Raw genomic sequence first — 22,822 nt, 5'->3', positions numbered from 1 at the left:
ATTACCCAGCGGTTGGGATGGCGTATAAATCAAATAAATTTAGAAGAAATATTGTCCAATGTAGCTGAAAGCCAGGAACAGAATTAAACCGGTTAAGATAATCTTAATAATTCTATCGGGCAAAAACTTCTGAATACGAGCACCCACATAAGTCCCCAGCAGACCACCGATACCAAAGAGTATGCCCAGCATCCAGTCTGGAGTCACTGCCGCACCGGCCGCAACGCTACTCGCAGCCAGAATGTGATAGTAGGCAACCCCGGCAATGGAGGTGATAAAGGTACCTGCCAAAGCTGCACCCGCTACAGTATAAACCGGCAGACCCAGCACAGCCACACAGAAGGGAGAAATAATGGCACCGCCGCCAATGCCATAAATACCGCCGATTAAACCCACTACCAAAGAGAGGCTCAAAATGGATATTCCACTAAAGGAATAGGTTTCTCCCCAGAATTCATACTCAATCTTCTTCCAGGAAACAGTCTTAGTCTTAACCACTGCCCCAGCAGGCAGACCAGAAGCCATTCGGCCGGAATTTTCTTCCTTCAGCTTAGCCACTTGTTCGGCAAACTTGTTCTGCATGATTTTATTTTGCTCTTTAACCTTCTTATTCCAGCCCATCACTTCCGATAAAAGTCGGTAGCCCAGGTACAACAACACTAGGCCCACAAAAAGTTTAAAGACTTTGGGGTCAGGCAAGTAGAGGATACGCACCCAGGCTCCAACGAAAACGCCCGGCAGAGTGCCAATGACCACAGCCCAAGTTAGGGGCCAGGCCATGCGCCCCTCTTTGATGTAGCGATAGAGACCGCCGGGTATAGCTACAATATTGTAAATCAGGTTGGTAGGACTTACTGCCGGACTGGTAAAATTCAGAACACTCACCTGGAAGGGGAGCAAAAGAAAAGCACCGGACACCCCGGCAGAAGCTGTTAATGACGATACCAGAAAGGCTACCAAGGGTGGAATAAAGGGTAATACATCGACTCCGGATACTGCAAAATGCATAGTATTTCCTCCTTTCAATTATCATGGAAAACTAATTCATTAGAGGATGATTAAGCAATTGGATTAACCTATTTCTTTTGATCTATATGCACCACAACTATTGTCACTGTGCATATAGTCTCAATGAATATCTATTCTACAGCACTCAATAATATCCTTCTTTTCGAGAATGAATTTTTTCAAGTTAGTTCCAGGCACGTCTCATAAAGCGGACACTAGGACTTTGGGCCATAAGTTTTCAAATCACAAACTATTGACACAGAAAATGTTGAGAGTATCATATTAGCATATTATATATTACGTAAAAAATATTCTTCTTGGAGTCCGTTATAAGATGGCGGCCACCCGACCGCCGTTGAGAGGTGACTCCGCCTAAACCTGGGGCGGATCGTAAAGGTCGTTCGTCGAGGTATCAATCACTCGAATATCCCGTTTTTCAGCCAATTCGCCTCCTGTCGTAATGAAGATGTTTTTGGTTATAATCGTATCCATTACGGCTTCGGCTTCAGCCTTCGACAGGCCTGCCCGCGGATTAGGGAGCGTGATAGAAAAGTTCTTGCCGCCGACAGTGGTAAACGTCAACCTAATCACTTTATTGCTTGTTACTGCCATACTATCACCTCTTTTCTTTCAAATATTGGAGAATAGTTACTCTTTATTCAGTTCAAAGTTTTTCCTGATGAGCACCTGCAGCACCGGATAATCCACCAAACTGAACAATGCTTCGGCCACATCATAGAGATCCTCTTCTGTAGCATCGTGTTTCACGCCATTCAGACCTTTCTGTCTGACCACCGGGGCACCGGCGGGTGTCAATTCGTACTGGTATTTCACAACCAGCGCCGAATCTAACGGCAAAGCTTCCACGGCCATACTTTCCCCTCCTTTCTACACACTCACAGGCTAAGGCAACTTGTCCTGTCCGTATAGCTTATGAGATTGCTTGACCGATGTTACAAGAGAAAGGGAATATGAGAAACTATAGGGCATGTCCAACAATTCGACAGCGCTGTCGAATTGTTGGACATGCCTGTTGTGAGCTTGGCACACTCTTAAGTTCTGATACATATTCTATAAATAAAGTAAGAGTACGGAGGAAGTTATGATGTCCAATTTAATCACTGCCCGCACGCCCTTCCTCATCGCAGCTGAAATAAATACGATCAAACAGTATGTGGGGATAATCTTTCTGCAGAGTACCATCGAGATTGGGAGCCGCCTGAAGGAGGCCAGGGAGTTGCTTCAATATGGGGAATGGAGCAAGTGGTTAGAGGATTCGGTCAGCTATTCTCAGAAAACGGCGGAAAGAATGATACGCATTTTCGAGGAGTACGGGCCAAAACAGCTCGAATCCTCCGACGCTCAATCTCGTGCCACCGATACCCAGGCACAAGATTTGCCGAATTTGAATTTTACCCAGGCTCTTATTCTCCTTGGAGTCCCTGAAGAGGTCCGAGGTGAGTTCATTGCCGAGTTGGATATTGATAACATAACCACTCGCGAGCTGCAGAAGAAGGTCAATGATTGGAAACTGGCCCGGGAAGAACGGGATCAAGCCCGGCAGGAAAACATAGGCCTCCGGAAAGTTGTGAATGAACAGGCAAACCAAATAACCCACCTGACTGAGGCTTACGACAACCTGATGACCAAGTCGGAAGAGTTAAGTGAGTCCAACCGAGCTCTGGAGCAGGAAACCGGAAAGAGGCAGGCAGAGTTGGAAAAAGTTAAAGATAGGGCCTCTTACAAGACCGTCGAAAAGATGAGCAAACGGCTTACTGATGTATATAACAAGGCAGTGGCTAATAAAGTGGCTTTTTTATACGGAAACCTGGAAAAAACATTCCAGGAGCTAATGTGGGAAATGAAAGAGCTCGCCGCCAAAGAACCGGAGGCCCATCGCATGTTCAAAAAGAATGTGACAGATTTCTTAATTAAGTCGTTGAAGGAGAATGTGGATACGGAGAATAAGCAGGCCTAAGATTTCTGCTAGGGCGACACTGAAATTGCCTAACGAGGGGGGAAAATTTTTTGTGAACGCAGGTCAAAAAGATAAGAATATTGATCCGCAATGTTTACTCCATAACGAGTAGACATTTTTTTATTTTACAAGAACTTTGGAAAATACATATTGACAGGAATAAAAAGCAAGTGGTAATATTTACTTGCTAATGATACTGATAATCATAATCAAATACTTCAAATAATTGTTTTCTCTAAGGCCACTAGCCGTTTGCGAAAGAATCGACATGGACAGTATTCAACACAGACAGCATTTCTATAGTTGACAATTTTTGATGTATTGGAATGCAGATAAGGAGTCGTGACATGAATTTAAGTAAAAAAATCTTTATCCCCGTTGTTCTCGTAATGGCCGCCGCAGTTTTTCTTTTGGGATACAGCATTCATGGGAGTATCAAGGAAAACCTTTCCGAGTTTTATCAGGAGAATTTAAACAAAAAAGCAGATGTACTACAGTCGGAAACAGACAATATGAAAGCAAAGGCCTTGAATGCAGCAGGTTGGTTGGAAAGTTCCGCCCAGCTGTCCCAAGCCTATCAGGCGGACGACCGCCAGACGGCTATTGAACTCGGAAAATTGGCAATGGAGTCTTTTGAACTGGACTATTTTCTGATTACGAATTTAGAAGGCAAGGTTTTTGTCAGGACTCATGAACCGGAGAAATTAGGGGACAGTATTGCCGGGCAAATGAATATTCTGAAGGCCCTTCGGGGTGAAAAAAGTGTTGGCATCGAAGAAGGAAAAGAAGTTGGGCTTTCTATCCGGGCGGGTTGTCCTCTGAGAAATGCCAACGGTGATATTATCGGAGCTATTTCCACAGGCTATGTACTGGGCAGCGAAGCCTTTGTCGACAGGTTCAAGAAAGTGTTTGATTCGGAAATCACGGTTTTCAGTGGCGATGAGAGGATAATGACTACATTTCTGGATGAAAAAGGGGAGCGGATTATCGGAACTAAACTGGAAAACCAGCAAATAAGCGAGGAGGTGTTAACGAAAGGACAAATATATTATGGCCAATCCGAGATTAGGGGCAGCGAATACAGCTCTGTTTACTCACCCATTATTGATGTAGACAATAAAATTGTCGGGATGATGTTCATCGGAGATGATAACGGACTGATCAAGAGCTTGATTGGGGAAACAACCAAACGAATAGGGCTGACTTCTGTAGTCTTAGCTGTTTTCCTTGTTCTTGCCATGGCTTTGATTGTCCGAAGGTTGGTCATCAAGCCCCTGAGTGGGTTACTGGCTATTCTGAAAGGGGCAGCCGAAGGAAAAGGAGATCTTACCATAAGAGTTGAGGAGCAATCCCAAGATGAACTTAGTGAATTGGGGAAATACTTTAACCTGTTTGTAGAACAAATACAGGTCTTGGTTAAGAGTATTGGCGGCTCGACAGGGCAAGTAAGCGTTTTTTCAGAGCACATGGCAGCCAATGCTGAACAAACCAGTAAGGCTGCTGAAGAGATTGCCCTAACCATCTCTCGTTTGGCCGAAGGTGCCAATAGCCAGGCTTTGTCCGTAAAACAAGGAACAGCTATGATTGAAGCAATCAATAAGGCAATCATAGCGATCAAAAATAGTACGGGCCAACTGGTTAAGGTTAGCGGGGAAACCCATAAAACAATGGAAACAGGATTCCAGGCCATTGCTACCCAATTTGACGCCATGGAAAAAAACAAAAAAGCCTCCACGGTGGTAGTCAATAAAATTAATGCTTTAGCCAATAAATCGGATGAGATCGGACAGATCGTCAATGTTATCAATGCCATTGCCGCTCAAACCAATCTATTGGCCTTGAATGCGGCTATTGAAGCTGCCAGGGCAGGGGAGCACGGAAAAGGGTTCTCAGTCGTTGCCGAAGAAGTACGTAAACTGGCGGAAAAGTCTACGGCTGCTACCCGGGAAATTGCCGGTCTGATCCAGGAAATCTTGAAAGAGATCTTTGAAACCGAGGAGGAGGTACTGCTGGCAAGCGAAGCCGTGAGCGCTCAGGAATCAGCAGTCAATGAAACACAAGATTCCCTGCGCGCTATCCAAGGTGCCGTCGAGAAAGTTATGACGGAAACCGGCAGCATCTCCTTCGCTGCGCTGGGGCTTGGCCGGGAAGTCAAAAACATGGTACAGACCATGAACAGCATTGCTGAAGTAGCGGAAGAGAGCGCTGCTTCCACTCAAGAGGCTTCTGCTGCTACCCAAGAGCAAACCTCCTCGATGGAAGAAATGGCCCTTAGTGCCCGACAGATGAATGAGGCGGCGAAAGATCTTCAAAATATGGTGAAGAAATTTGTCGTTTAGCTATGAGAATGTAAATCAAATGAGTAACTCCTATGCCACTGTTAAAACAAGGGATTACAAAGCTGTAATAATCTTGGCAAAAAAATAGTGTAAGTATTAAATAAACAAAAGGCCGGTTTCCTCAAAGGAAAACCGGCCTTTTATTTCTAGAAGATGTCGTAACTAATTATGGTTCTGGTAACTGAAGCGCCAGCAGTGACTATTAGGGGGATGACCGTCACTGTTTCCAACGGGTTCTGGTTTTTATATTCCCTTTTGACAGGTTCGCCTGTCATTTTTATTTGCTCCAAGTGGCAAGCATAAAATCATATAAGGAAGGGCCGGTTGGTCATGATGATTTCAAGAGTCAATCTTGACACCACTTCTACCATGCACTACAATATAGTCTATCTACTATGTAACGCAATGTAGACCGAACTTAGAAAGCAGGAGGAGTTATGTTTGATAAATCGCAGCTGATGCGCGGAACCTTAGAAGGCTGTATCTTAAAGATTATTAGTTTAGAGGTAACCTACGGTTATGAAATCATGTTAAAACTAACAGGCTATGGTTTTACTGACATACGTGAAGGTACAATTTATCCATTGCTTGTAAGGCTGGAAAAAAAAGATCTTATCTACGGGGAGTTTAAGCCATCTCCCTTAGGACCAAGCAGAAAATATTATTTCATAACCAAAAGCGGCAAAGAAGCATTGAATTCTTTCGAAGCCTACTGGCAGAGTATTTCTGTAGCGGTAACTAAGATTTTAAGTTTGGAGGTAAAGTAATGGCTAATCAATTAGAGAAACTGCGCTGTGTTGATAAAAAAGTTGGGAGACCGACATGCCAACAATTTGTAAAAATTTAATCGCTAACTCTGGTGCTAAATTATTACTTCATTCATCGTATCGACTTCACTTTTATATAAAGGCGGCTTATATGATTTGATAGTGTCATATTACATTAGTATATTGAAATAGGGTGATTAAATGCAAATCAACCGATTGTTTGAAATTCTCTATATCCTGCTTGATAAAAAAGCCGCTACGGCTAAGGCGCTGGCAGAGAGATTTGAAGTTTCAACAAGAACTATTTATCGGGATATTGAAACGCTGTCTTCTGCAGGAATTCCTGTTTATATGAGCAAAGGTAAGGGCGGTGGTATTTCACTGCTGCCTGATTTTGTGCTGAATAAAGCTGTTATAACTGATGAAGAAAGAGAAGATATTTTATCTTCGTTAAAAGCTGTAAATGCTGTTAATCTCAGCAAAACAGATACCGCACTTAAAAAGCTCAGCAGCTTGTTTGGTGATTCAAACCCAGATTGGATTGAAGTGGATTTTTCATCTTGGGCTAATCCACAGAACGAAACTGTAACATTCAATACAATTAAATCTGCAATACTAGGCAAGAGAATCGTTTCTTTTGCCTATGCCAGTGCCAAAGGACAGCAGACAGCACGTGAAGTAGAGCCATTGAAACTTTGCTTTAAAAGTGGGGCATGGTATTTATATGGATATTGTAAGTCCCGATGTGATTTCCGTTTTTTTAAGTTAAGGCGAATCAGGGAGCTTTGTCTATCAGAGCAAAATTTTCAGAGGAAATCCCCCAGTCAAATTCTTTCTAACGAGAATGTGTTTAAAGAAGCGTATATTAAACTAAAACTAAAGTTATCTGCGGAGGTTGCTTATAGGGTATATGATGAATTCGAAAGTTATGATCAACAAGAGGACGGAAGCTTTATTGCAGAAATTAACTATCCAAAAGGTAAATGGATAGTTTACTACATCACAACTTTTGGTAGGCATTGTGAAGTTCTGGAACCGCAGGACGTAAGAAATGATGTCCAAGCAGAACTGCAGAACACCTTGAAACATTATCTTTGATATGACATACAGCTGTCGTATTTGACAAAGTATAATAGCCTTATCAAAGAGAGAGAGGTTATTATCATGAATTATGAAATCGTTAATTTAGAGCAAAAGACAATTGTTGGTGTTAGCGCAATTACCGGCAATACTGATCCTAAAATGGGTGCAGTTATCGGTGGACTTTGGGAAAAGTTATATCAAGGTGGTGTAAATGCTGCAATCAAAAATAAGCTTAACGAGTATGCCATCGGGCTTTATTCGGATTATTCAGATGACCAATACTGCGTTACTGCCGGTAATGAGGTTTCCAAAGCAGAGAATGATGAACTGACTGTGAAAATAATTCCTGCAGGAAGGTATGCGAAGTTCTCGGTACACGGGCATATGGAAAAAGCAGTTGCCGAGGCTTGGGGTCAAATCTGGAAAATGGACTTAAACAGAAGCTTTACCGGAGATTTTGAGGAATATCTTAACAGTGATTGGGAGAATGCAGACATTGATATTTACATTGCTTTAAAATAATTAAACAGACGATCTTGAGAAATTAATAGAAAATTTAAGGTTAAGTTTATGGGGATTTTGTTTGAAAGACAAGCAGGCGTGTATTGGGCAGAAATTAGGGAACAGGAGGAAAACAGCTCTGAAGGAAAATTCAGAGCTGTTTTTTTACATCCACTTGACTATACCGGCTGGCCGGTGTATCATCATGGAACATACAAACTGGAGGCGTCTATGGAGAATATAACTAAAACAACTAAAAATGACACTAGGCAGAAAATACTAAGGGCTGCCGCTCAGATTATTAATACCAAAGGTGTACTTGCTTTAACATTAGAAGCAGTTGCCAAAGAGGCGAAGATAAGTAAAGGTGGATTATTCTATCACTTCGCCACTAAGGACGACTTAATGAAAGGCATGAATGACTTTATAATGCACAATTTTTTTGATGACTTGGAGCGTATTACTAAGGACGATCCTCGTCATAACGGGAAGTGGACCAGGGCTTACACAAATCTTACATTTAACTTATTAGATAGTGAATTTGAAATGAATCTCGCTTTCTTATCGGCGATTGCAACAAGCCCAGATCTTGTTAAGTCCATGGCCAGGGATTTAAAAGTACTTCAAAATCATATTGAAAATGACCAGATTAACCCTATCGTTTCAACAGTCATCAGACTTGCCGTTGACGGGATGTACTTCAATCAGTTATACGGATTAAACCTAAATGAAGATGTACGTGATCAAGTTTTAAACTACTTACTTTCGTTAACTGAGGAGGAAAAATAATGAACGGTTACGTTCTTTTAGTCATAGCGATTGTCTTTGAATTAGTGTCAACATCAATGATGAAAGCGTCAGAAGGTTTCTCAAAACTCATACCAAGTCTTCTATTTATAGGTGGCTATGGTATATCATTTTATTCAATGGGACTAGCTCTACTGACCATTCCTTTGAGCATAGCTTACGCAATCTGGGCAGGAGTAGGAACGGCGCTAACGGCGGTGATAGGGATTTTATATTGGAAAGAACAACTTAATCTATATAACGGCCTGGGTATAGTATTAATCATTATCGGCGTTGCATTACTTAATTTAAAGGGTACGGCACATTAATTGTGACGGGGACAGCTGCTACAACTGGAGGCCTAAACAATCAGATAATTAGGTTAAATAAGAGCGTTTAAAGCGCTCTTATTTCTTTATGCTACAAAATCTGCATTTTTTCGATATTTGTAACTTTTTCGTAATATAATTTAAGCTTTTTGTAAAGCACTTGAACTTTAAACTTGGTATTGTGAAAAGGAGAAATGGCTATGATGGGAAAAATCTAAAGCCTGGCATAATTTGGAGAGTGAAGATAAGAACATGAATTGCAGCAAGAAGACAAATCAAGTGAATTTACATCCAAGGGGGTTACAGAAGAAGTCCATCGGCTACATGCCGGGTTTAGACGGACTAAGGGCTTTGGCGGTGTTTGCCGTCATTGCTTACCATCTCAATTTGACTTGGATACCGGGAGGGCTCTTAGGGGTAAATCTGTTCTTTGTGTTATCCGGATATTTGATCACTGGTATTCTTTTGAAGCAATGGGAGCTATCCGGAGGGATTGACTTGAAAGATTTCTGGCTGCGCCGGGCCCGTAGGCTGCTGCCGGCTCTTTTTGTGATGCTGGCAGGCGTGATGTCCTGGGTTCTGCTTTGGGCTCCCGAGCGCCTGGCAGCCTTGAAGCAGGAAGCGTTGGCAGCGCTGTTTTATACCAGCAACTGGTATCTGATCTTCCATCAGGTATCCTATTTTGAAAGCTTTGGTCCGCCGTCTCCCTTGGGACACCTCTGGTCTTTGGCGGTAGAAGAACAGTTTTATCTTTTCTGGCCCCTTCTTTTAGCAATAGGGTTACGTTGTTGCCTGCAGCGAAAATGGATTATCGGGGGAACAATGGCTGTCGCCTTGACTTCCGCTGCGGCGATGGCGCTGATTTACATACCGGGCCATGACCCCAGCAGAGTATACTATGGAACAGATACCCGTGCTTTTGCTTTGCTTATCGGGGCAGCACTTGCCATGGTATGGCCCAGCTGGAAAATGAACGCAGGTCTGACCGGCAAAAAGAGACTGGCCCTGGATTTGGCGGGAAGCTTGGGGTTATTGGTCGTACTATTGATGATCGGAACAACAGACCAATACCAGCCCTCTCTCTATCAGGGTGGACTCTTGCTTTACTCCGTCGCAACGGCAGGTTTGGTGGCAACTCTGGCTCACCCGGCCAGCTATTTGGGCAGAATATTCGGCTGGGGACCTTTGCGCTGGTTAGGAGAATGTTCTTATGGAATTTACTTATGGCATTACCCGGTCATCATTCTGACGAATCCGGGTGTGAATACAGAAGGCTTGAATCTTTCCCGCACACTCTGGCAAATTGGGGTGAGCATTATCCTGGCTGCTCTGTCTCGCTACTTAATCGAGGAACCGATCCGGTACGGACGAAGGAAATACCAGCGGAGTCGGAGGTCGAACCTTAAATGGTGGCAAAGGCCATTGGCCCCCATTACCAAAATTTCATTGAGTATATTGCTGATGTTTTTATTACTGTTTGTAACCCTCAATGGAGGCATGCATATTTCAGAAAAAGCTTTGGCGAAGAGCCAGGTGTCGCAAAATCCAGCTCAAACAGCTGACCAGGAAGAGATTGCTGCCACCCAGGGGTCTAAGGCAACGGATAAAAAAACAGATATCCAGGGGGATGAAATTACGATCATTGGAGATTCCTTAATGATCAATGTAGAGCCTGTTTTGCAAAAACGTTTACCCGGTATTGTAATCGACGCCCAACTGGGCAGGCAGATGTATCAGGCTCCGGATCTCATTTCCAGGCTTGAAGAAGAGGATAAGCTCGGAAAAATTGTAATGCTTGAACTAGGAACAAACGGTTCCTTTACGGATAAACAGTTAAGGAAAACCTTGGACTCCCTGGAAAGAGCCGAGGAAATCTTGCTGGTGAATACCCGGGTTCCGAAGCCCTGGGAAAGAGAAGTAAATGAGACCCTGACAAAGGTAGCGGAGTCCTACCCAAATATCAAACTGATTGATTGGCATTTGCTCAGTAGTGGCCATGAAGAATATTTTTATCCGGATGGTGTTCACCTGACCCAGTCGGGTGTGCAAGCCTACGGGGAGATAGTACTCGAAGCATTAATTTCTGATCAAATGGATGGAGAATAGTTAAGACTATTTCGCTACATTTTCTTCTCGTAGAAGAAATTGTTTTCAAACCAGGAAATATCCTCAGACTAAATTTCGGGAATGCGATGGTGCAGATATATCAACTCTTGACATGGAGTTAGCTCTAAGTGTTATAGTATTAAATTAAAAGCCGAAAAATTTGGGCTTCTAAACCATAATGAATTAGTCAGCATGAAGGAGAATACCATGGACAAAAAATTAGGTTTTGGATGTATGAGGTTACCGCTTCTGGATAAAGATGACCAGACATCCTTTGATAAGGAAACGTTAAATAAACTGGTAGATACCTTTATAGAGAGAGGATTTACTTATTTTGATACTGCTTATGTCTATCATGGCTATCTGAGTGAAAAAGTAATGAGAGAAGCTCTCGTAAAAAGACATCACAGGGATAGTTTTGCACTTGCGACAAAGCTTCCTATGAGAGATGTCAAAACTGTGGCAGATCAAGAAACAGTCTTTAATGAACAGCTTGAAAATTGCGGAGTGGAGTATTTCGATTATTATCTGCTCCACAATATTGGTGTTATATCATACAAGAAGGCTTGTGAACTTGACAGTTTTAGTTTTGGAATTAATAAAAAGAAAGAAGGTAAAATCAAGAGCTTTGGTATGTCATTCCACGATTCACCGGAATTACTGGATGAGATTTTAACAGCTCATCCGGAATTGGATTTCGTTCAGTTACAGATAAATTATATTGACTGGGAAAATCCAAGCATTCAGTCCAGAAGGTGCTATGAGATAGCCAGAAAACATAACCAACCAATTATTGTCATGGAACCCTGTAAAGGAGGCTCTCTGGCATTAGTTCCGGAAAAAGCAGAAATAATAATGAAAGAATATGATCCGAAAGCATCCATTCCATCCTGGGCAATACGATTTGCCGCCAGTCAAGAAGGAGTAAGCATGGTTCTGAGTGGCATGAATACCTTAGAACAGGTGCTTGACAATACGTCCTCTATGGCAGACTTCAAACCTCTGAATGCAGAGGAGTACAAGATTATCAATCAGGTCAGCGAAATTATCAATGAGAATACGGCAATTCCCTGTACAATCTGCAGATATTGCGAAAAGGGCTGCCCGAAAAAGATACCTATACCAGACTACTTTGCCTTATATAACAGTACAAAACGTGCTATGACTGATGGCTTTTCCAGTCAGTTTGTCTATTATTTGAACCTGGCGGCAAATCATGGTAAGGCAAGTGACTGTATAGACTGTAAACAATGTGAACAAGCCTGCCCTCAGCATTTAAAGATAACAGAGCATTTAAAAGATGTTTCAGCAACCTTTGATGTGACTCCTCAGTTTCCTGCCAGAAAAGAAAAATAAAACAGGGGGGAAGAATACAGCAAGTGACACTAATGTGGGGAGATTTGTTCTGAGGCAATGATGGCAACACTATAGACATCACATCAGAAGCGAGGGATACTCATTAAAGCTAAAAAGTTATTGATTATGGGTTTGTTTTTGCTGGCTGTCTTATCACTAAGTCTAAAAATTGAATTTAACTCAGTTACTACTCCTGAGGAGAGGCTTCAGTCTGCTAATACATCTGCCGATCCAAAAGAAGCAATCCCCTTACTGGGACTTGCTTTATCATCAGCTTCCGAAACAACCGAGGCACTGAAATCCAGTCAAAATAATGTAAGCTTTGCGGTTATTAGTGATATTCATATTCTCTCCAGCGAAACCGCTCCAATGAAGTTCAGAACAGCCTTGGAAGATCTTTTTGTAAATCAACAACCGCCTCTGGATTTAGTAGTATTAAATGGTGATCTTGGCGACGGTACACCTGAAGACTATCTGACTCTTAGCCAAATACTTCGGTCTGTCCGGACGAATACAGGTAAGACAACTCCGATAGTGCCGACCATTGGAAATCACGAATTCTACAAAGCCTATCATGATCCAAACAGTAATGCATGGAATTCCGATACTTTCCCAAATCAAGATACAGATCCACTGGCAATACAGCGCTTTTTAGACTTTGCCGGGAGAAGTCAGGTATATACTGATCACTATATTAATGGTTTTCATTTCATATTTCTTGGCTCCGAAAAGTCGAGAATGTCTGATCTAACTATAGGTGATGCTGCCTATCTTTCGGAAACCCAATTAACATGGTTGAAATCAAAAATCTCAGAAAACCTTACACCGGGAAAACCTGTGTTTGTCTTTTTACACCAACCCATATTTTCCTCTAATAGTAAAGCCCAAAGAAAGTACAATTTAGTGGTTCAACAGAAAGAACTAGCGGAAATCCTTCAATCGGTTCCCAATGTCGTCCTCTTCGTCGGTCATTTACACATTAAGTTAGGTTCACCTGATTCTGTTGTTTATGACACCTTTACAATGTTCAATGATGCTTCTGCGAGTAGAGTACGCCAAGCCCCAGAGGCCAGTCAGGGCTTAGTTGTTGCTGTTAAAGATGGTGTGGTTAATGTAAAGGGACGTGACTTTCTCAAACATGAATGGCTACCAGAGGCTCAGTATCAACTGGACTTTTCTAAGTAACCACAGCGGCCATAAATATGTCTCTTTCTCTCATCAGGCAAAAAGGCAGAAGAACGAATAGAAGTAGGTATTCGTTCTTCTGCCTTTTTGTTAAATGTGTTCACTTGCTCTGTTTATTCTAATGCTGGAGAGCTGCCCTATCAAAGGACTCCGGCGGCTGTTCCATCCAGCCTCGTTCAATCATGAGCTTCATGCCTTCCTCACCATATCGGGATATTTCCACCATCAAAGCTGCATAATGAAAAGCTAAATCTTTTCTAATAGAGAGAGACATGGCATAAGCGCATAAATAGATTCCTGCCGTAACGGATGTTGAAACCAGAAACATAATCAACTTATCTGAAAAAGGTGAGACGGTTGAATCAGTTACTTCCATACTTACCGGCATATTACCCAGATGTTCTTCATCTTTGAGAATTTTATTAAAGATATCAATCTGTTTTTCAGCCAGATCTTTTCCTTTCAGAAGATAATCTTTAATTTCTCGGTCTTGCATTACTTGAATAAAACCCATTAACATAAGCATACCAATATAATTTCTCTCAATGATGTAAAATATTTCGCCTAATTCCATAGCATTGAGAGGTCTATGCTCGCCAAACCAGGTTTCGATAAGAGAATCTCTTTTTTTAATAAATTCTACTTGGTGAGGATAAGGCATTTTAGGGGGTCTATCATAAATTCCTTTAGACAACATAAGGTTTAATGCTTTTTTAAATAAGGCACCACTCAAATTTAAGCATTCATAAAAAAATTCAACAACATCTGCCCTGGCTACTTTGGTTATTGTCACAGCATAATCACTAAAAACTATTTGGTTAAATCTGTAGACATAGCTAAGTCCATATAAGTCTGAATAGAGGGCAGGGGCAGATAAATTTATATCTTCATCAGAAAAACCTAGTGGTATAGGGAAATTTTCGTCTGAGAATATCTCTTTAACTTTAGCCGTGAATTTTTGCAAAAGGTTTATTTGTTCAATAACTAAAGGCTTGATTTCGGAGTCCTGAATATAGGGCTCAAAATGCTTAAAAACACATAAATTAGAAGTATTTTGCATGTATGTTTTCCATAAACCTGCAATCTCAGGAGTTGTTAAGTTTATGTGATGTTCTTTCATAGGTTTCCTCCAAATAGACAGATTTTTAAATAATATGTGCCATTGCTTCTGGAGCTATTCAGAGATTTGAGGTTTCAACAAGACTATTTATCGTGATATTGAAATACTACTGACAAGTCCGGCTGTGAAACAGAAAGCTTTAACATTTTAAGCACACTCTGGCAAATTGGGGTACGCAAATTTCAGAGAAAGCTTTTGCGAAGAGCCATGCTCAAGCGATTGATAAGGAATAAACTGCCAAACCGAAACCTAATGAGACGGATATGAAAGGTGATATAGGAAAAGTATAAAAACCAGCACGATTCTTATCTCGAAAGTATATATTGATATGACCTTATATGCCTTCTATCAACCAATCAACCTTGAAGGGTATGAGTTGTTTTGTGTTGCCCATTATATTCTAGCGAAAGCGTGTGATAATCCCTATGGATAATAAACTAGCAATCTTCATTCCCAACCTTATTAACTGGGACGGAGAGAAGCAAATCATCGGCGGTTTGGAAAGATACATGATTGCCTTGGCAGAAATCATGACAGAAATGGGTTATGACCTCTCATTCCACCAGTTTGCCCATCATGATTTCAGCAATAACAGTTTGGATTGGCCGGTTTACGGATATCAAGCTGACTCCCGTGAACTTCATAAAACAATAGGACGAATGGAAAAGGCAACCAAGGGGAGAGTCTTATATTCTTCCATTGTTCAACAAACCTCTTATAGGCCTCAGTCTATATGTATTTCCCATGGAGTTTGGTGGGAATTGCCCGGCTCTTCCCCCGTGCAAGCCCAAAAATATTATGAAAATCATGTAGCCAAGGCCTTGGAACAAGCTGGTTTAATCATCTCCTGTGATTATAATTTTCTTAATGTAACTCGAGCCATATATCCCCACTTGGCTGATCAAAAAATACGGGTGATTCCCAACTTTGCCGATTCCAAGTATTACTATCCGCGAAAGCCAAAGAATACTGACCATGTCCGCATTCTTTACCCGCGAAGGTTGTCTCCTGAACGGGGCTTCGGGATTTTGAAAGAAGTTATTCCACCGTTATTATGTAGGTTCCCTCAAGTGGAATTTGAGTTTGCCATCGACACTAATAAGCCTGAATACCTCGAAATTTTTCATCAGTGGAGAGAAAATCTGACGAGCAAGGAACGTATCCTCTATTGCCATCCCGATTATCAGTCCATGCCGGAGGTTTATGCCGAGGCAGATATTGTTGTTATTCCCAGTATTTATTCGGAAGGAACAAGCTTTTCCTGTCTGGAAGCCATGGCCATGGGCAAAGCGGTAATCGCCACTGATGTTGGTGGTCTCACCAATCTCATTATCAACGGTTATAACGGACTCCTTATACATCCGTCAAAAGAAAGTCTGTATCAGTCCCTTCTTTACCTGATAGAGAATCCGTCAGTTTGCACTCGTTTCGGAGAATACGCCTATACCACTTCCCAGGCTTTTAGCCGCCGGGTGTGGGAAGCTCGCTGGCGACAATGTATTAAGAGGATTTATCCTTTATCCTAAGTGAACTTGTTCAACTACTAGATTGGATCAAAAGCAGGTGAAAGATATATGCCTAAACTTACAGCTATGATAATTGTCCGTAATGAAGCGGATCGCTATTTAGGGCGCTGTTTGGAATCTTTGCTGACTTTCGTCGACAATATCATCATCACGGATGACGCCTCCGAGGACGATACTCCCGAGTTATGTCTTAGTTACCCTCGGGTTAAGCTCTATCGTCAACCACGCTCCATGTTTTTAACCGATGAGGCTAAGCTGCGCCGGGAATTATGGCATTATACGCTGGAAAATAAACCCGAATGGATTTTGGCAATTGACGCTGACGAGTTTCTGGAAGAAAGCTCTTTGAAGGAAATTCCTTATTTATTAAGGCAAAGGAATTTTAAGGCCATTGGGTTTCGCCTTTTTGATTGTTGGGGGAGTGAGGACTTTTTCCGGGTCGACGGCCTATGGAATCCCTGGCTGCGCGGTTTTTCCACCTATTTAGTTAAGTATCAGCCTGAATTAGAATCTGCTTGGCCATCCTTAAAATTTCACTGCGGACGTCTCCCTCTAGCTTACAGACAATTGATTCATTATGAAAGCGCAATTCGAATCAAACACTTGGGTTGGGCAAATCCGGCAAATATAACAGCTAAGTACGAACGGGCTATCCGTCAGGACCCCGCCAATAAATATATGGGACATGAACACTACGAAAGCATTCTTTGGCCATCGGAAAAAATAGAAACTTCGAAATGGCGGGAACACTTGTCTATTTAGATTCATATCCTATTGTAGATCAATTAGAGAAAAGGAGTTTAAAAATGGCTTTTACAATAACCAGTACCAATAGCGGTAGCACTGCCGGAACAGCCGATGTAGCTTTAACTTTGAGTCCCGCAACTGCTTTGTTTTCCCCTGCAGCACTTGTTCCCGGGGAATCCTTGGGCTCGCCTCAGCTCTCAGTTACCAACTCCGGGGATGTAGATGCTTTCTATTTCATTTTTGCTGATTGGCAAGCTGATGGTACCACCAGTGCGGTTCAAGCCCAAATTTTAGCCGACCGTTTAAATATTGGCATTGCTCAAGGAGCTACTGAACTTTATAATGGACCAGTTTCCGGGCTCATTGAGCAACCGACTGGCGGCCGAATTTTAGCAACCACTGACGAGGAACTATTGACATTTGTTGTTAGTTTACCATCTACCAGTAGTAATATTGTCGAGGGTCTTGACCTCAGCGTAGACCTGGTATTTGTTTCTCAGGCTTCGCCAATAAGTTAATAATTTTTGGCAAATGGTATTATAGGTGGGAAAGTTAGGTTTTTTAGGTGTAAAACTGGCTGAGCTCAGCCGGTTTTAACACCCGGAAAACAGATTGCCGTTAAAATGTAATAGAGGTGAGTTCAAAAAAAATGGCGAAAAAAGTAGCTCTACTAACAACAAATTTCTTTCATCCCAAGAGTGAGCGAATTATTACAGGAGGAGCAGAACGCTACCAGGTGGACTTTTGCCGCCTACTACGGGATATGGGTTTCAATGTAGAAGTATGGCAAATGGGAGACAACTGGACAAAAGAATTTGATGGTATAAAAATACATGGGGTTCCTGCTAATAAGACTGAATATCATACATTTCCTGAACTGAATATGGCCTTTTATGAAAACGCTATGGCTTTTGATTACTCGGTATATTTTATTCTATCCTTGGCCTATCCATTAGTTCACGAAAAAAGTATTGGCATAAGTCATGGTGTGTATTGGGATTGGCCTGGATTTGACACAACCACCGGAAAACAGGAAATTAAGCAAGAATGGTTAAGGCGAATGGGAATTTCACTGGCCGGACCGCAAAAACTTGTGTCTGTAGACACCAACACCATCAATTATTTTAATGCTACCTTACCGAGTTTTTATAATAAGTGGGAGTATATTCCCAATTATGTGGATACCGATCTCTTCTGCCCTCATGAAGAGGATTTGACAAAGGATAAAATACGTATTCTCTTTCCCCGCCGGATGGTTCCTGTACGTGGAATCAATGAAACAATGCGGGCCGCCGAGATATTAACGGAGAAATATCCCGCAATCGAATTTCATTTTTGTGGAAGAGGTCATGATGACACCATAGAAATGCTGATGTCCCAATGGGCAAAGAAACAGGAACGCTGTTATTATTACTGGAAGCCTTTTGAGATGATGCCTGAAATTTATCAGATGGCAGATATTGTCCTTATTCCTTCCCGTTCTACCGAAGGAACAAGTCTCGCCGCCTTGGAATCCATGGCCTGCGGCAAGCCTGTAGTCGCCGGAATGGCCGGCGGATTGTCTGATCTTGTTCTTGATGGCTACAATGGTTATCTTATAAAACCCTCTGTCGAAAACCTGGTATCTAGTATTGAAGAGCTCATAAAAGATTCTAAGAAGAGAAGGCTCATGGGCGAAAGAGGAAGGGAGATCGCCATAAGTTTTAATAAAAAAAGATGGGACGAGAGATGGGCAAAGATTATCGCAGACGTGTTCAGGTGATATGTGAAAAAATACTAAATTCATAAAAGTAGGTTTTACTATGACTTTCACATCTCCATGTGCAATAAATTATAATAACAAATTTCATGTCGAGGTTGTAAAACCGTGGTTTGGCTTTACTACGGGTTTATTTGAAAATACACCGGTCGAGGGCGTTAGGCCAACAGCCAGTATAGCCATGAAAATTGACAACGATGATATTGTTGGAGCTACAGTCCAGGTTTTGGGGTATTATTTAAGCGGTACAACCAACGTGCTGTACGTTTTAGAGTTATTAGATTTGAGCCCCGGTGAAGTGATAACACGCAACTATTATGCTCAATTTGATGCTTTTAAGTTTCAGTTTGAACCTAGTTCGCAAGCTGTTGAAATCTCTGTTTGGGGTAAAGACTCGGCAGGAAATTTAGTTGCTGCACATCGTGTTTTACCTTCTGAACTTAAGTCACTAATTCCTCACTAATTATGACCTAGAAAGCACAAAGGAAGAAAGCCTATTCTTTGTGCTTCACGGGTATTTGATCAGTGGTGTACATAAGGATTGTTTTTGCATTCCTTTCACTTTAGCCTAGTTAGGAATGATGCTAAAATGGATTGTGATAAGCTGAAAGGTTGGAATTATATCTAAATATTCTGTAAATAAAGCAGCAGAGAGGACGCCGAGATGGATGTCTATAAATCTTAAAAAACAAACCAGATAACCCAAGGTCAATAATAAAGGATGAACTATATTGAAAATCATAATCTCTCCAGCGAAGAAAATGAATATGGACGGGGATTTCCTTCCGCCTCGCCAAGCCCCTGTCTATCTGGATAAAACTCAAAAGTTAAAAGAATATCTCCAAAGCCTTACCTATGACGAACTGAAAAAACTGCTTTGTTGCAACGATGAGATTGCCAGGCTGAACTATGAACGCTATCAAAGAATGGATTTGTGGGGGTACACAAACCCAGCCATTTTAGCCTACGATGGCATTCAGTATAAGTACATGGCACCGCAGGTATTTGAGGACGACTATTATGACTACATTGAAGATCGTCTGCGGATTATATCTGGATTTTATGGGATATTGAAACCTTTTGATGGAGTTGTACCCTACCGCTTGGAAATGCAGGCAAAGCTGAAAACGGCCATCTGTCATAATCTATATGACTTTTGGCAAGACGATATCTACCTGGACTTAACCCAGAATGATACAACGATTTTGAATCTTGCTTCGGCTGAATACAGTAAAACTGTTGCGAAATACCTAACTGCCGACGTCAATTATGTTACCTGTAAATTTGGCGAGCTGATCGGCAGTAAAGTTATCGAAAAAGGAGTTTATGTGAAAATGGCTCGCGGTGAAATGGTGCGTTTCATGGCAGAAAACACCGTTGATGATTTGTCTGAAATCAAAAAGTTTCATAGACTTGGTTTCGAGTATAAGGATGAGTTATCAGATAAGAATACATTTGTCTTTGTGAAGGTTACAAGTAAATTTTAATAATGCAACATGAGTCTTTGAAGATTTGAAATCAACCCTTATCGTTTTGACGGTGAGGGTTGATTTTTGTGCAGAATGACACCAAGCAAGTCTTAAAGGCGAAACTTTACGCAGCTTCAACTTAACAAAATTTGAACAAGTTTAATAGAATATATGAAACAAAACAATATGTGCGACTGAATATAAGGAGAATTTTCAATGGTCGAATTAAGTACCGGATTGATTGAAAATACCCCCGTTGGTGGTATACGACCAACTGTGACATTTACAGTAAAAGTTTCTAATGATGATAGTACATCAGCAGAAATTTTAATATTGGGGTATTACGTGACAGGGATAACAAAGACATTGTATGTACAGGAAGATTTCGTATTAGGAGCTGGGGAAGTAACCGATAGAAACTATTTTGCAAATTTAAATTCATTTGAGTTTCAATTTATAACAAGTTCAGACGCAGTAGAAATATCGGCATGGGGTAAAGATGTTGATGGAAACCTGGTGGCACCACATCGTGTGTTGCCATCAGAGTTAAATCAAATTGGCTCTGAAGATATATCAGGGGCGACGGGGGCGACTGGAGCAACGGGCGATGTTGGATCAACAGGTGCAACTGGGGCTACTGGTGAGGTTGGCGCAACCGGTTCAACTGGGGCCACCGGCGATGTTGGATCAACAGGAACAACTGGAGCTACTGGGGATGTCGGGTCGACAGGTGCAACTGGAGCTACTGGCGAGGTTGGCGCTACTGGAACAACGGGAGCCACAGGGGATGTTGGATCAACAGGTGCAACTGGAGCTACTGGGGATGTTGGATCAACGGGTGCAACGGGAGCCACTGGTGATGTTGGGGCAACAGGAACAACGGGAGCAACAGGCGATGTTGGATCAACAGGTGCAACCGGAGCCACAGGGGATGTTGGCGCAACGGGTGCAACTGGAGCTACTGGTGATGTTGGATCAACGGGTGCAACGGGAGCCACTGGTGATGTTGGGGCAACAGGAACAACGGGAGCAACAGGCGATGTTGGATCAACAGGTGCAACCGGAGCCACAGGGGATGTTGGCGCAACAGGAACAACGGGGGCTACTGGCGATGTTGGCGCAACAGGTGCAACCGGAGCCACAGGCGATGTTGGCGCAACCGGTGCTACTGGAGTTACAGGCGATGTTGGCGCAACCGGTGCTACTGGAGTTACAGGCGATGTTGGATCAACAGGTGCAACTGGAGCTACAGGCGATGTTGGATCAACAGGTGCAACTGGAGCTACTGGCGATGTGGGCGCAACCGGTGCAACGGGAGCTACTGGTGAGGTTGGCGCAACCGGTGCAACGGGAGTTACAGGCGATGTTGGGTCGACAGGTGCAACTGGGGCCACTGGCGATATTGGATCAACAGGTGCAACTGGAGCTACTGGTGATGTTGGGTCGACAGGTGCAACTGGAGCCACTGGCGATGTTGGATCAACCGGATCAACTGGAGCTACTGGCGATGTTGGATCAACCGGTGCAACTGGAGCTACTGGTGATGTTGGCGCAACTGGATCAACAGGGGCTACCGGCGATGTTGGGGCAACAGGAACAACGGGGGCTACTGGCGATGTGGGCGCAACAGGTGCAACCGGAGCCACAGGCGATGTTGGCGCAACCGGTGCTACTGGAGTTACAGGCGATGTTGGCGCAACCGGTGCTACTGGAGTTACAGGCGATGTTGGATCAACCGGATCAACTGGAGCTACTGGCGATGTGGGCGCAACCGGTGCAACTGGAGCTACTGGCGATGTGGGGGCGACTGGTACAACTGGAGCCACTGGTGATGTTGGCGCAACGGGTGCAACTGGAGCTACAGGTGATGTTGGATCAACAGGTGCAACTGGAGCCACTGGCGAGGTTGGATCAACAGGTACAACTGGAGCTACTGGCGATGTTGGATCAACCGGATCAACTGGAGCTACTGGCGATGTTGGATCAACCGGATCAACTGGAGCTACTGGCGATGTTGGATCAACCGGATCAACCGGAGCAACAGGTGATGTCGGGTCGACAGGTGCAACCGGAGTTACTGGTGAGGTTGGATCAACAGGTGCAACTGGGGCTACTGGTGAGGTTGGCGAAACCGGTGCAACCGGAGTTACTGGTGAGGTTGGCGCAACCGGTGCAACTGGAGCTACTGGTGAGGTTGGCGCAACCGGTGCAACTGGAGTCACAGGGGATGTTGGATCAACAGGTACAACTGGGGCCACTGGTGATGTTGGCGCAACGGGTGCTACCGGAGCCACGGGTGATGTCGGATCAACCGGATCAACTGGAGCAACAGGTGATGTCGGGTCGACAGGTGCAACTGGAGCTACTGGCGATGTTGGATCAACCGGATCAACTGGAGCTACTGGCGATGTTGGATCAACCGGATCAACTGGAGCTACTGGCGATGTTGGATCAACCGGTGCAACTGGAGCTACTGGTGATGTTGGCGCAACTGGATCAACAGGGGCTACCGGCGATGTTGGATCAACCGGATCAACTGGAGCTACTGGCGATGTTGGATCAACCGGTGCAACTGGAGCTACTGGTGATGTGGGGGCGACTGGTGCAACTGGGGCCACTGGCGAGGTTGGATCAACAGGTACAACTGGAGCTACTGGGGATGTTGGATCAACAGGTGCAACCGGAGCCACAGGCGATGTTGGCGCAACCGGTGCTACTGGAGTTACAGGCGATGTTGGCGCAACCGGTGCTACTGGAGTTACA

General features: G+C 43.2%; 21 protein-coding genes. 17 read left to right on the top strand and 4 right to left on the bottom strand.

What is annotated here, in order from left to right:
* Positions 1-39: 39 nt before the first annotated feature.
* From BLS16_RS18955 to BLS16_RS18945, 3 genes are all read right to left on the bottom strand, one after another.
* Positions 40-1,008 (bottom strand): sulfite exporter TauE/SafE family protein, encoded by a 969-nt coding sequence (locus tag BLS16_RS18955; protein WP_092335224.1) that lies wholly within the window; start codon positions 1,006-1,008, stop codon positions 40-42.
* A 372-nt stretch (positions 1,009-1,380) separates the two neighbouring features.
* A complete protein-coding gene (locus BLS16_RS18950) occupies positions 1,381-1,620 on the bottom strand; it encodes a DUF2922 domain-containing protein (RefSeq protein ID WP_092335223.1) in 240 nt (79 codons plus the stop codon).
* Between the two features lie 36 nt (positions 1,621-1,656).
* The gene (locus BLS16_RS18945) at positions 1,657-1,881 is read right to left on the bottom strand and encodes a DUF1659 domain-containing protein (protein ID WP_092335222.1); all 225 of its coding nucleotides are present in this window, start codon (positions 1,879-1,881) and stop codon (positions 1,657-1,659) included.
* A 229-nt stretch (positions 1,882-2,110) separates the two neighbouring features.
* On the opposite strand from BLS16_RS18945, the gene BLS16_RS18940 reads away from it, so the two are divergent.
* From BLS16_RS18940 to BLS16_RS18895, 10 genes are all read left to right on the top strand, one after another.
* Positions 2,111-2,986: a DUF3102 domain-containing protein gene (locus tag BLS16_RS18940; RefSeq protein ID WP_092335221.1), complete on the top strand. Its 876-nt coding sequence runs from the start codon at positions 2,111-2,113 to the stop codon at positions 2,984-2,986.
* 347 nt (positions 2,987-3,333) lie between these two features.
* Positions 3,334-5,325 (top strand): methyl-accepting chemotaxis protein, encoded by a 1,992-nt coding sequence (locus BLS16_RS18935; RefSeq protein WP_092335220.1) that lies wholly within the window; start codon positions 3,334-3,336, stop codon positions 5,323-5,325.
* A gap of 437 nt (positions 5,326-5,762) precedes the next feature.
* On the top strand, positions 5,763-6,092 hold the full coding sequence (locus tag BLS16_RS18930; protein ID WP_092335219.1) for a PadR family transcriptional regulator: 330 nt from the start codon (positions 5,763-5,765) through the stop codon (positions 6,090-6,092).
* A gap of 201 nt (positions 6,093-6,293) precedes the next feature.
* Positions 6,294-7,190 (top strand): helix-turn-helix transcriptional regulator, encoded by an 897-nt coding sequence (locus tag BLS16_RS18925; RefSeq protein WP_092335218.1) that lies wholly within the window; start codon positions 6,294-6,296, stop codon positions 7,188-7,190.
* A gap of 66 nt (positions 7,191-7,256) precedes the next feature.
* A complete protein-coding gene (locus BLS16_RS18920; protein WP_092335217.1) occupies positions 7,257-7,697 on the top strand; it encodes a GyrI-like domain-containing protein in 441 nt (146 codons plus the stop codon).
* A gap of 48 nt (positions 7,698-7,745) precedes the next feature.
* Positions 7,746-8,465, top strand: coding sequence for a TetR/AcrR family transcriptional regulator (locus BLS16_RS18915; protein ID WP_242876371.1), 720 nt, complete (start codon positions 7,746-7,748; stop codon positions 8,463-8,465).
* On the top strand, positions 8,465-8,791 hold the full coding sequence (locus tag BLS16_RS18910; protein WP_092335216.1) for a DMT family transporter: 327 nt from the start codon (positions 8,465-8,467) through the stop codon (positions 8,789-8,791). Before BLS16_RS18915 ends, BLS16_RS18910 begins: the two co-directional genes overlap by 1 nt.
* Before the next feature lie 252 nt (positions 8,792-9,043).
* Positions 9,044-10,897, top strand: coding sequence for an acyltransferase family protein (locus tag BLS16_RS18905; protein WP_092335215.1), 1,854 nt, complete (start codon positions 9,044-9,046; stop codon positions 10,895-10,897).
* A 207-nt stretch (positions 10,898-11,104) separates the two neighbouring features.
* Positions 11,105-12,253: an aldo/keto reductase gene (locus BLS16_RS18900; RefSeq protein WP_092335214.1), complete on the top strand. Its 1,149-nt coding sequence runs from the start codon at positions 11,105-11,107 to the stop codon at positions 12,251-12,253.
* A 126-nt stretch (positions 12,254-12,379) separates the two neighbouring features.
* Positions 12,380-13,438 carry a metallophosphoesterase family protein gene (locus BLS16_RS18895; RefSeq protein WP_242876370.1) on the top strand — a complete coding sequence of 353 codons (1,059 nt, stop codon included), beginning with the start codon at positions 12,380-12,382 and terminating at the stop codon, positions 13,436-13,438.
* Positions 13,439-13,556: 118 nt separating this feature from the next.
* Here the strand turns inward: BLS16_RS18895 and BLS16_RS18890 are convergent, their stop codons facing one another.
* Positions 13,557-14,558: a DUF3231 family protein gene (locus BLS16_RS18890; protein WP_092335213.1), complete on the bottom strand. Its 1,002-nt coding sequence runs from the start codon at positions 14,556-14,558 to the stop codon at positions 13,557-13,559.
* Positions 14,559-14,983: 425 nt separating this feature from the next.
* Here BLS16_RS18890 and BLS16_RS18885 point away from each other — a divergent pair, with 425 nt between their 5' ends.
* From BLS16_RS18885 to BLS16_RS24785, 7 genes are all read left to right on the top strand, one after another.
* Positions 14,984-16,084 carry a glycosyltransferase family 4 protein gene (locus BLS16_RS18885; RefSeq protein WP_092335212.1) on the top strand — a complete coding sequence of 367 codons (1,101 nt, stop codon included), beginning with the start codon at positions 14,984-14,986 and terminating at the stop codon, positions 16,082-16,084.
* Between the two features lie 48 nt (positions 16,085-16,132).
* Positions 16,133-16,846, top strand: a complete 714-nt coding sequence (locus tag BLS16_RS18880) for a glycosyltransferase family 2 protein (protein ID WP_092335211.1) — start codon at positions 16,133-16,135, stop codon at positions 16,844-16,846.
* A 44-nt stretch (positions 16,847-16,890) separates the two neighbouring features.
* Positions 16,891-17,349 carry a hypothetical protein gene (locus tag BLS16_RS18875; protein ID WP_092335210.1) on the top strand — a complete coding sequence of 153 codons (459 nt, stop codon included), beginning with the start codon at positions 16,891-16,893 and terminating at the stop codon, positions 17,347-17,349.
* Positions 17,350-17,480: 131 nt separating this feature from the next.
* A complete protein-coding gene (locus tag BLS16_RS18870) occupies positions 17,481-18,593 on the top strand; it encodes a glycosyltransferase family 4 protein (protein ID WP_092335209.1) in 1,113 nt (370 codons plus the stop codon).
* Positions 18,594-18,633: 40 nt separating this feature from the next.
* Positions 18,634-19,053: a hypothetical protein gene (locus tag BLS16_RS18865; RefSeq protein WP_092335208.1), complete on the top strand. Its 420-nt coding sequence runs from the start codon at positions 18,634-18,636 to the stop codon at positions 19,051-19,053.
* Between the two features lie 268 nt (positions 19,054-19,321).
* Positions 19,322-20,077 carry a peroxide stress protein YaaA gene (gene yaaA / locus BLS16_RS18860; protein WP_092335207.1) on the top strand — a complete coding sequence of 252 codons (756 nt, stop codon included), beginning with the start codon at positions 19,322-19,324 and terminating at the stop codon, positions 20,075-20,077.
* A gap of 198 nt (positions 20,078-20,275) precedes the next feature.
* The coding region (locus tag BLS16_RS24785) for a beta strand repeat-containing protein (RefSeq protein ID WP_176786233.1) at positions 20,276-22,822 on the top strand (2,547 nt) is incomplete at its 3' end.

This window comes from Desulfosporosinus hippei DSM 8344, assembly GCF_900100785.1.
Classification (GTDB): Bacteria; Bacillota; Desulfitobacteriia; order Desulfitobacteriales; family Desulfitobacteriaceae; genus Desulfosporosinus; species Desulfosporosinus hippei.
This window is presented reverse-complemented; position numbering and strand designations above follow the sequence as displayed.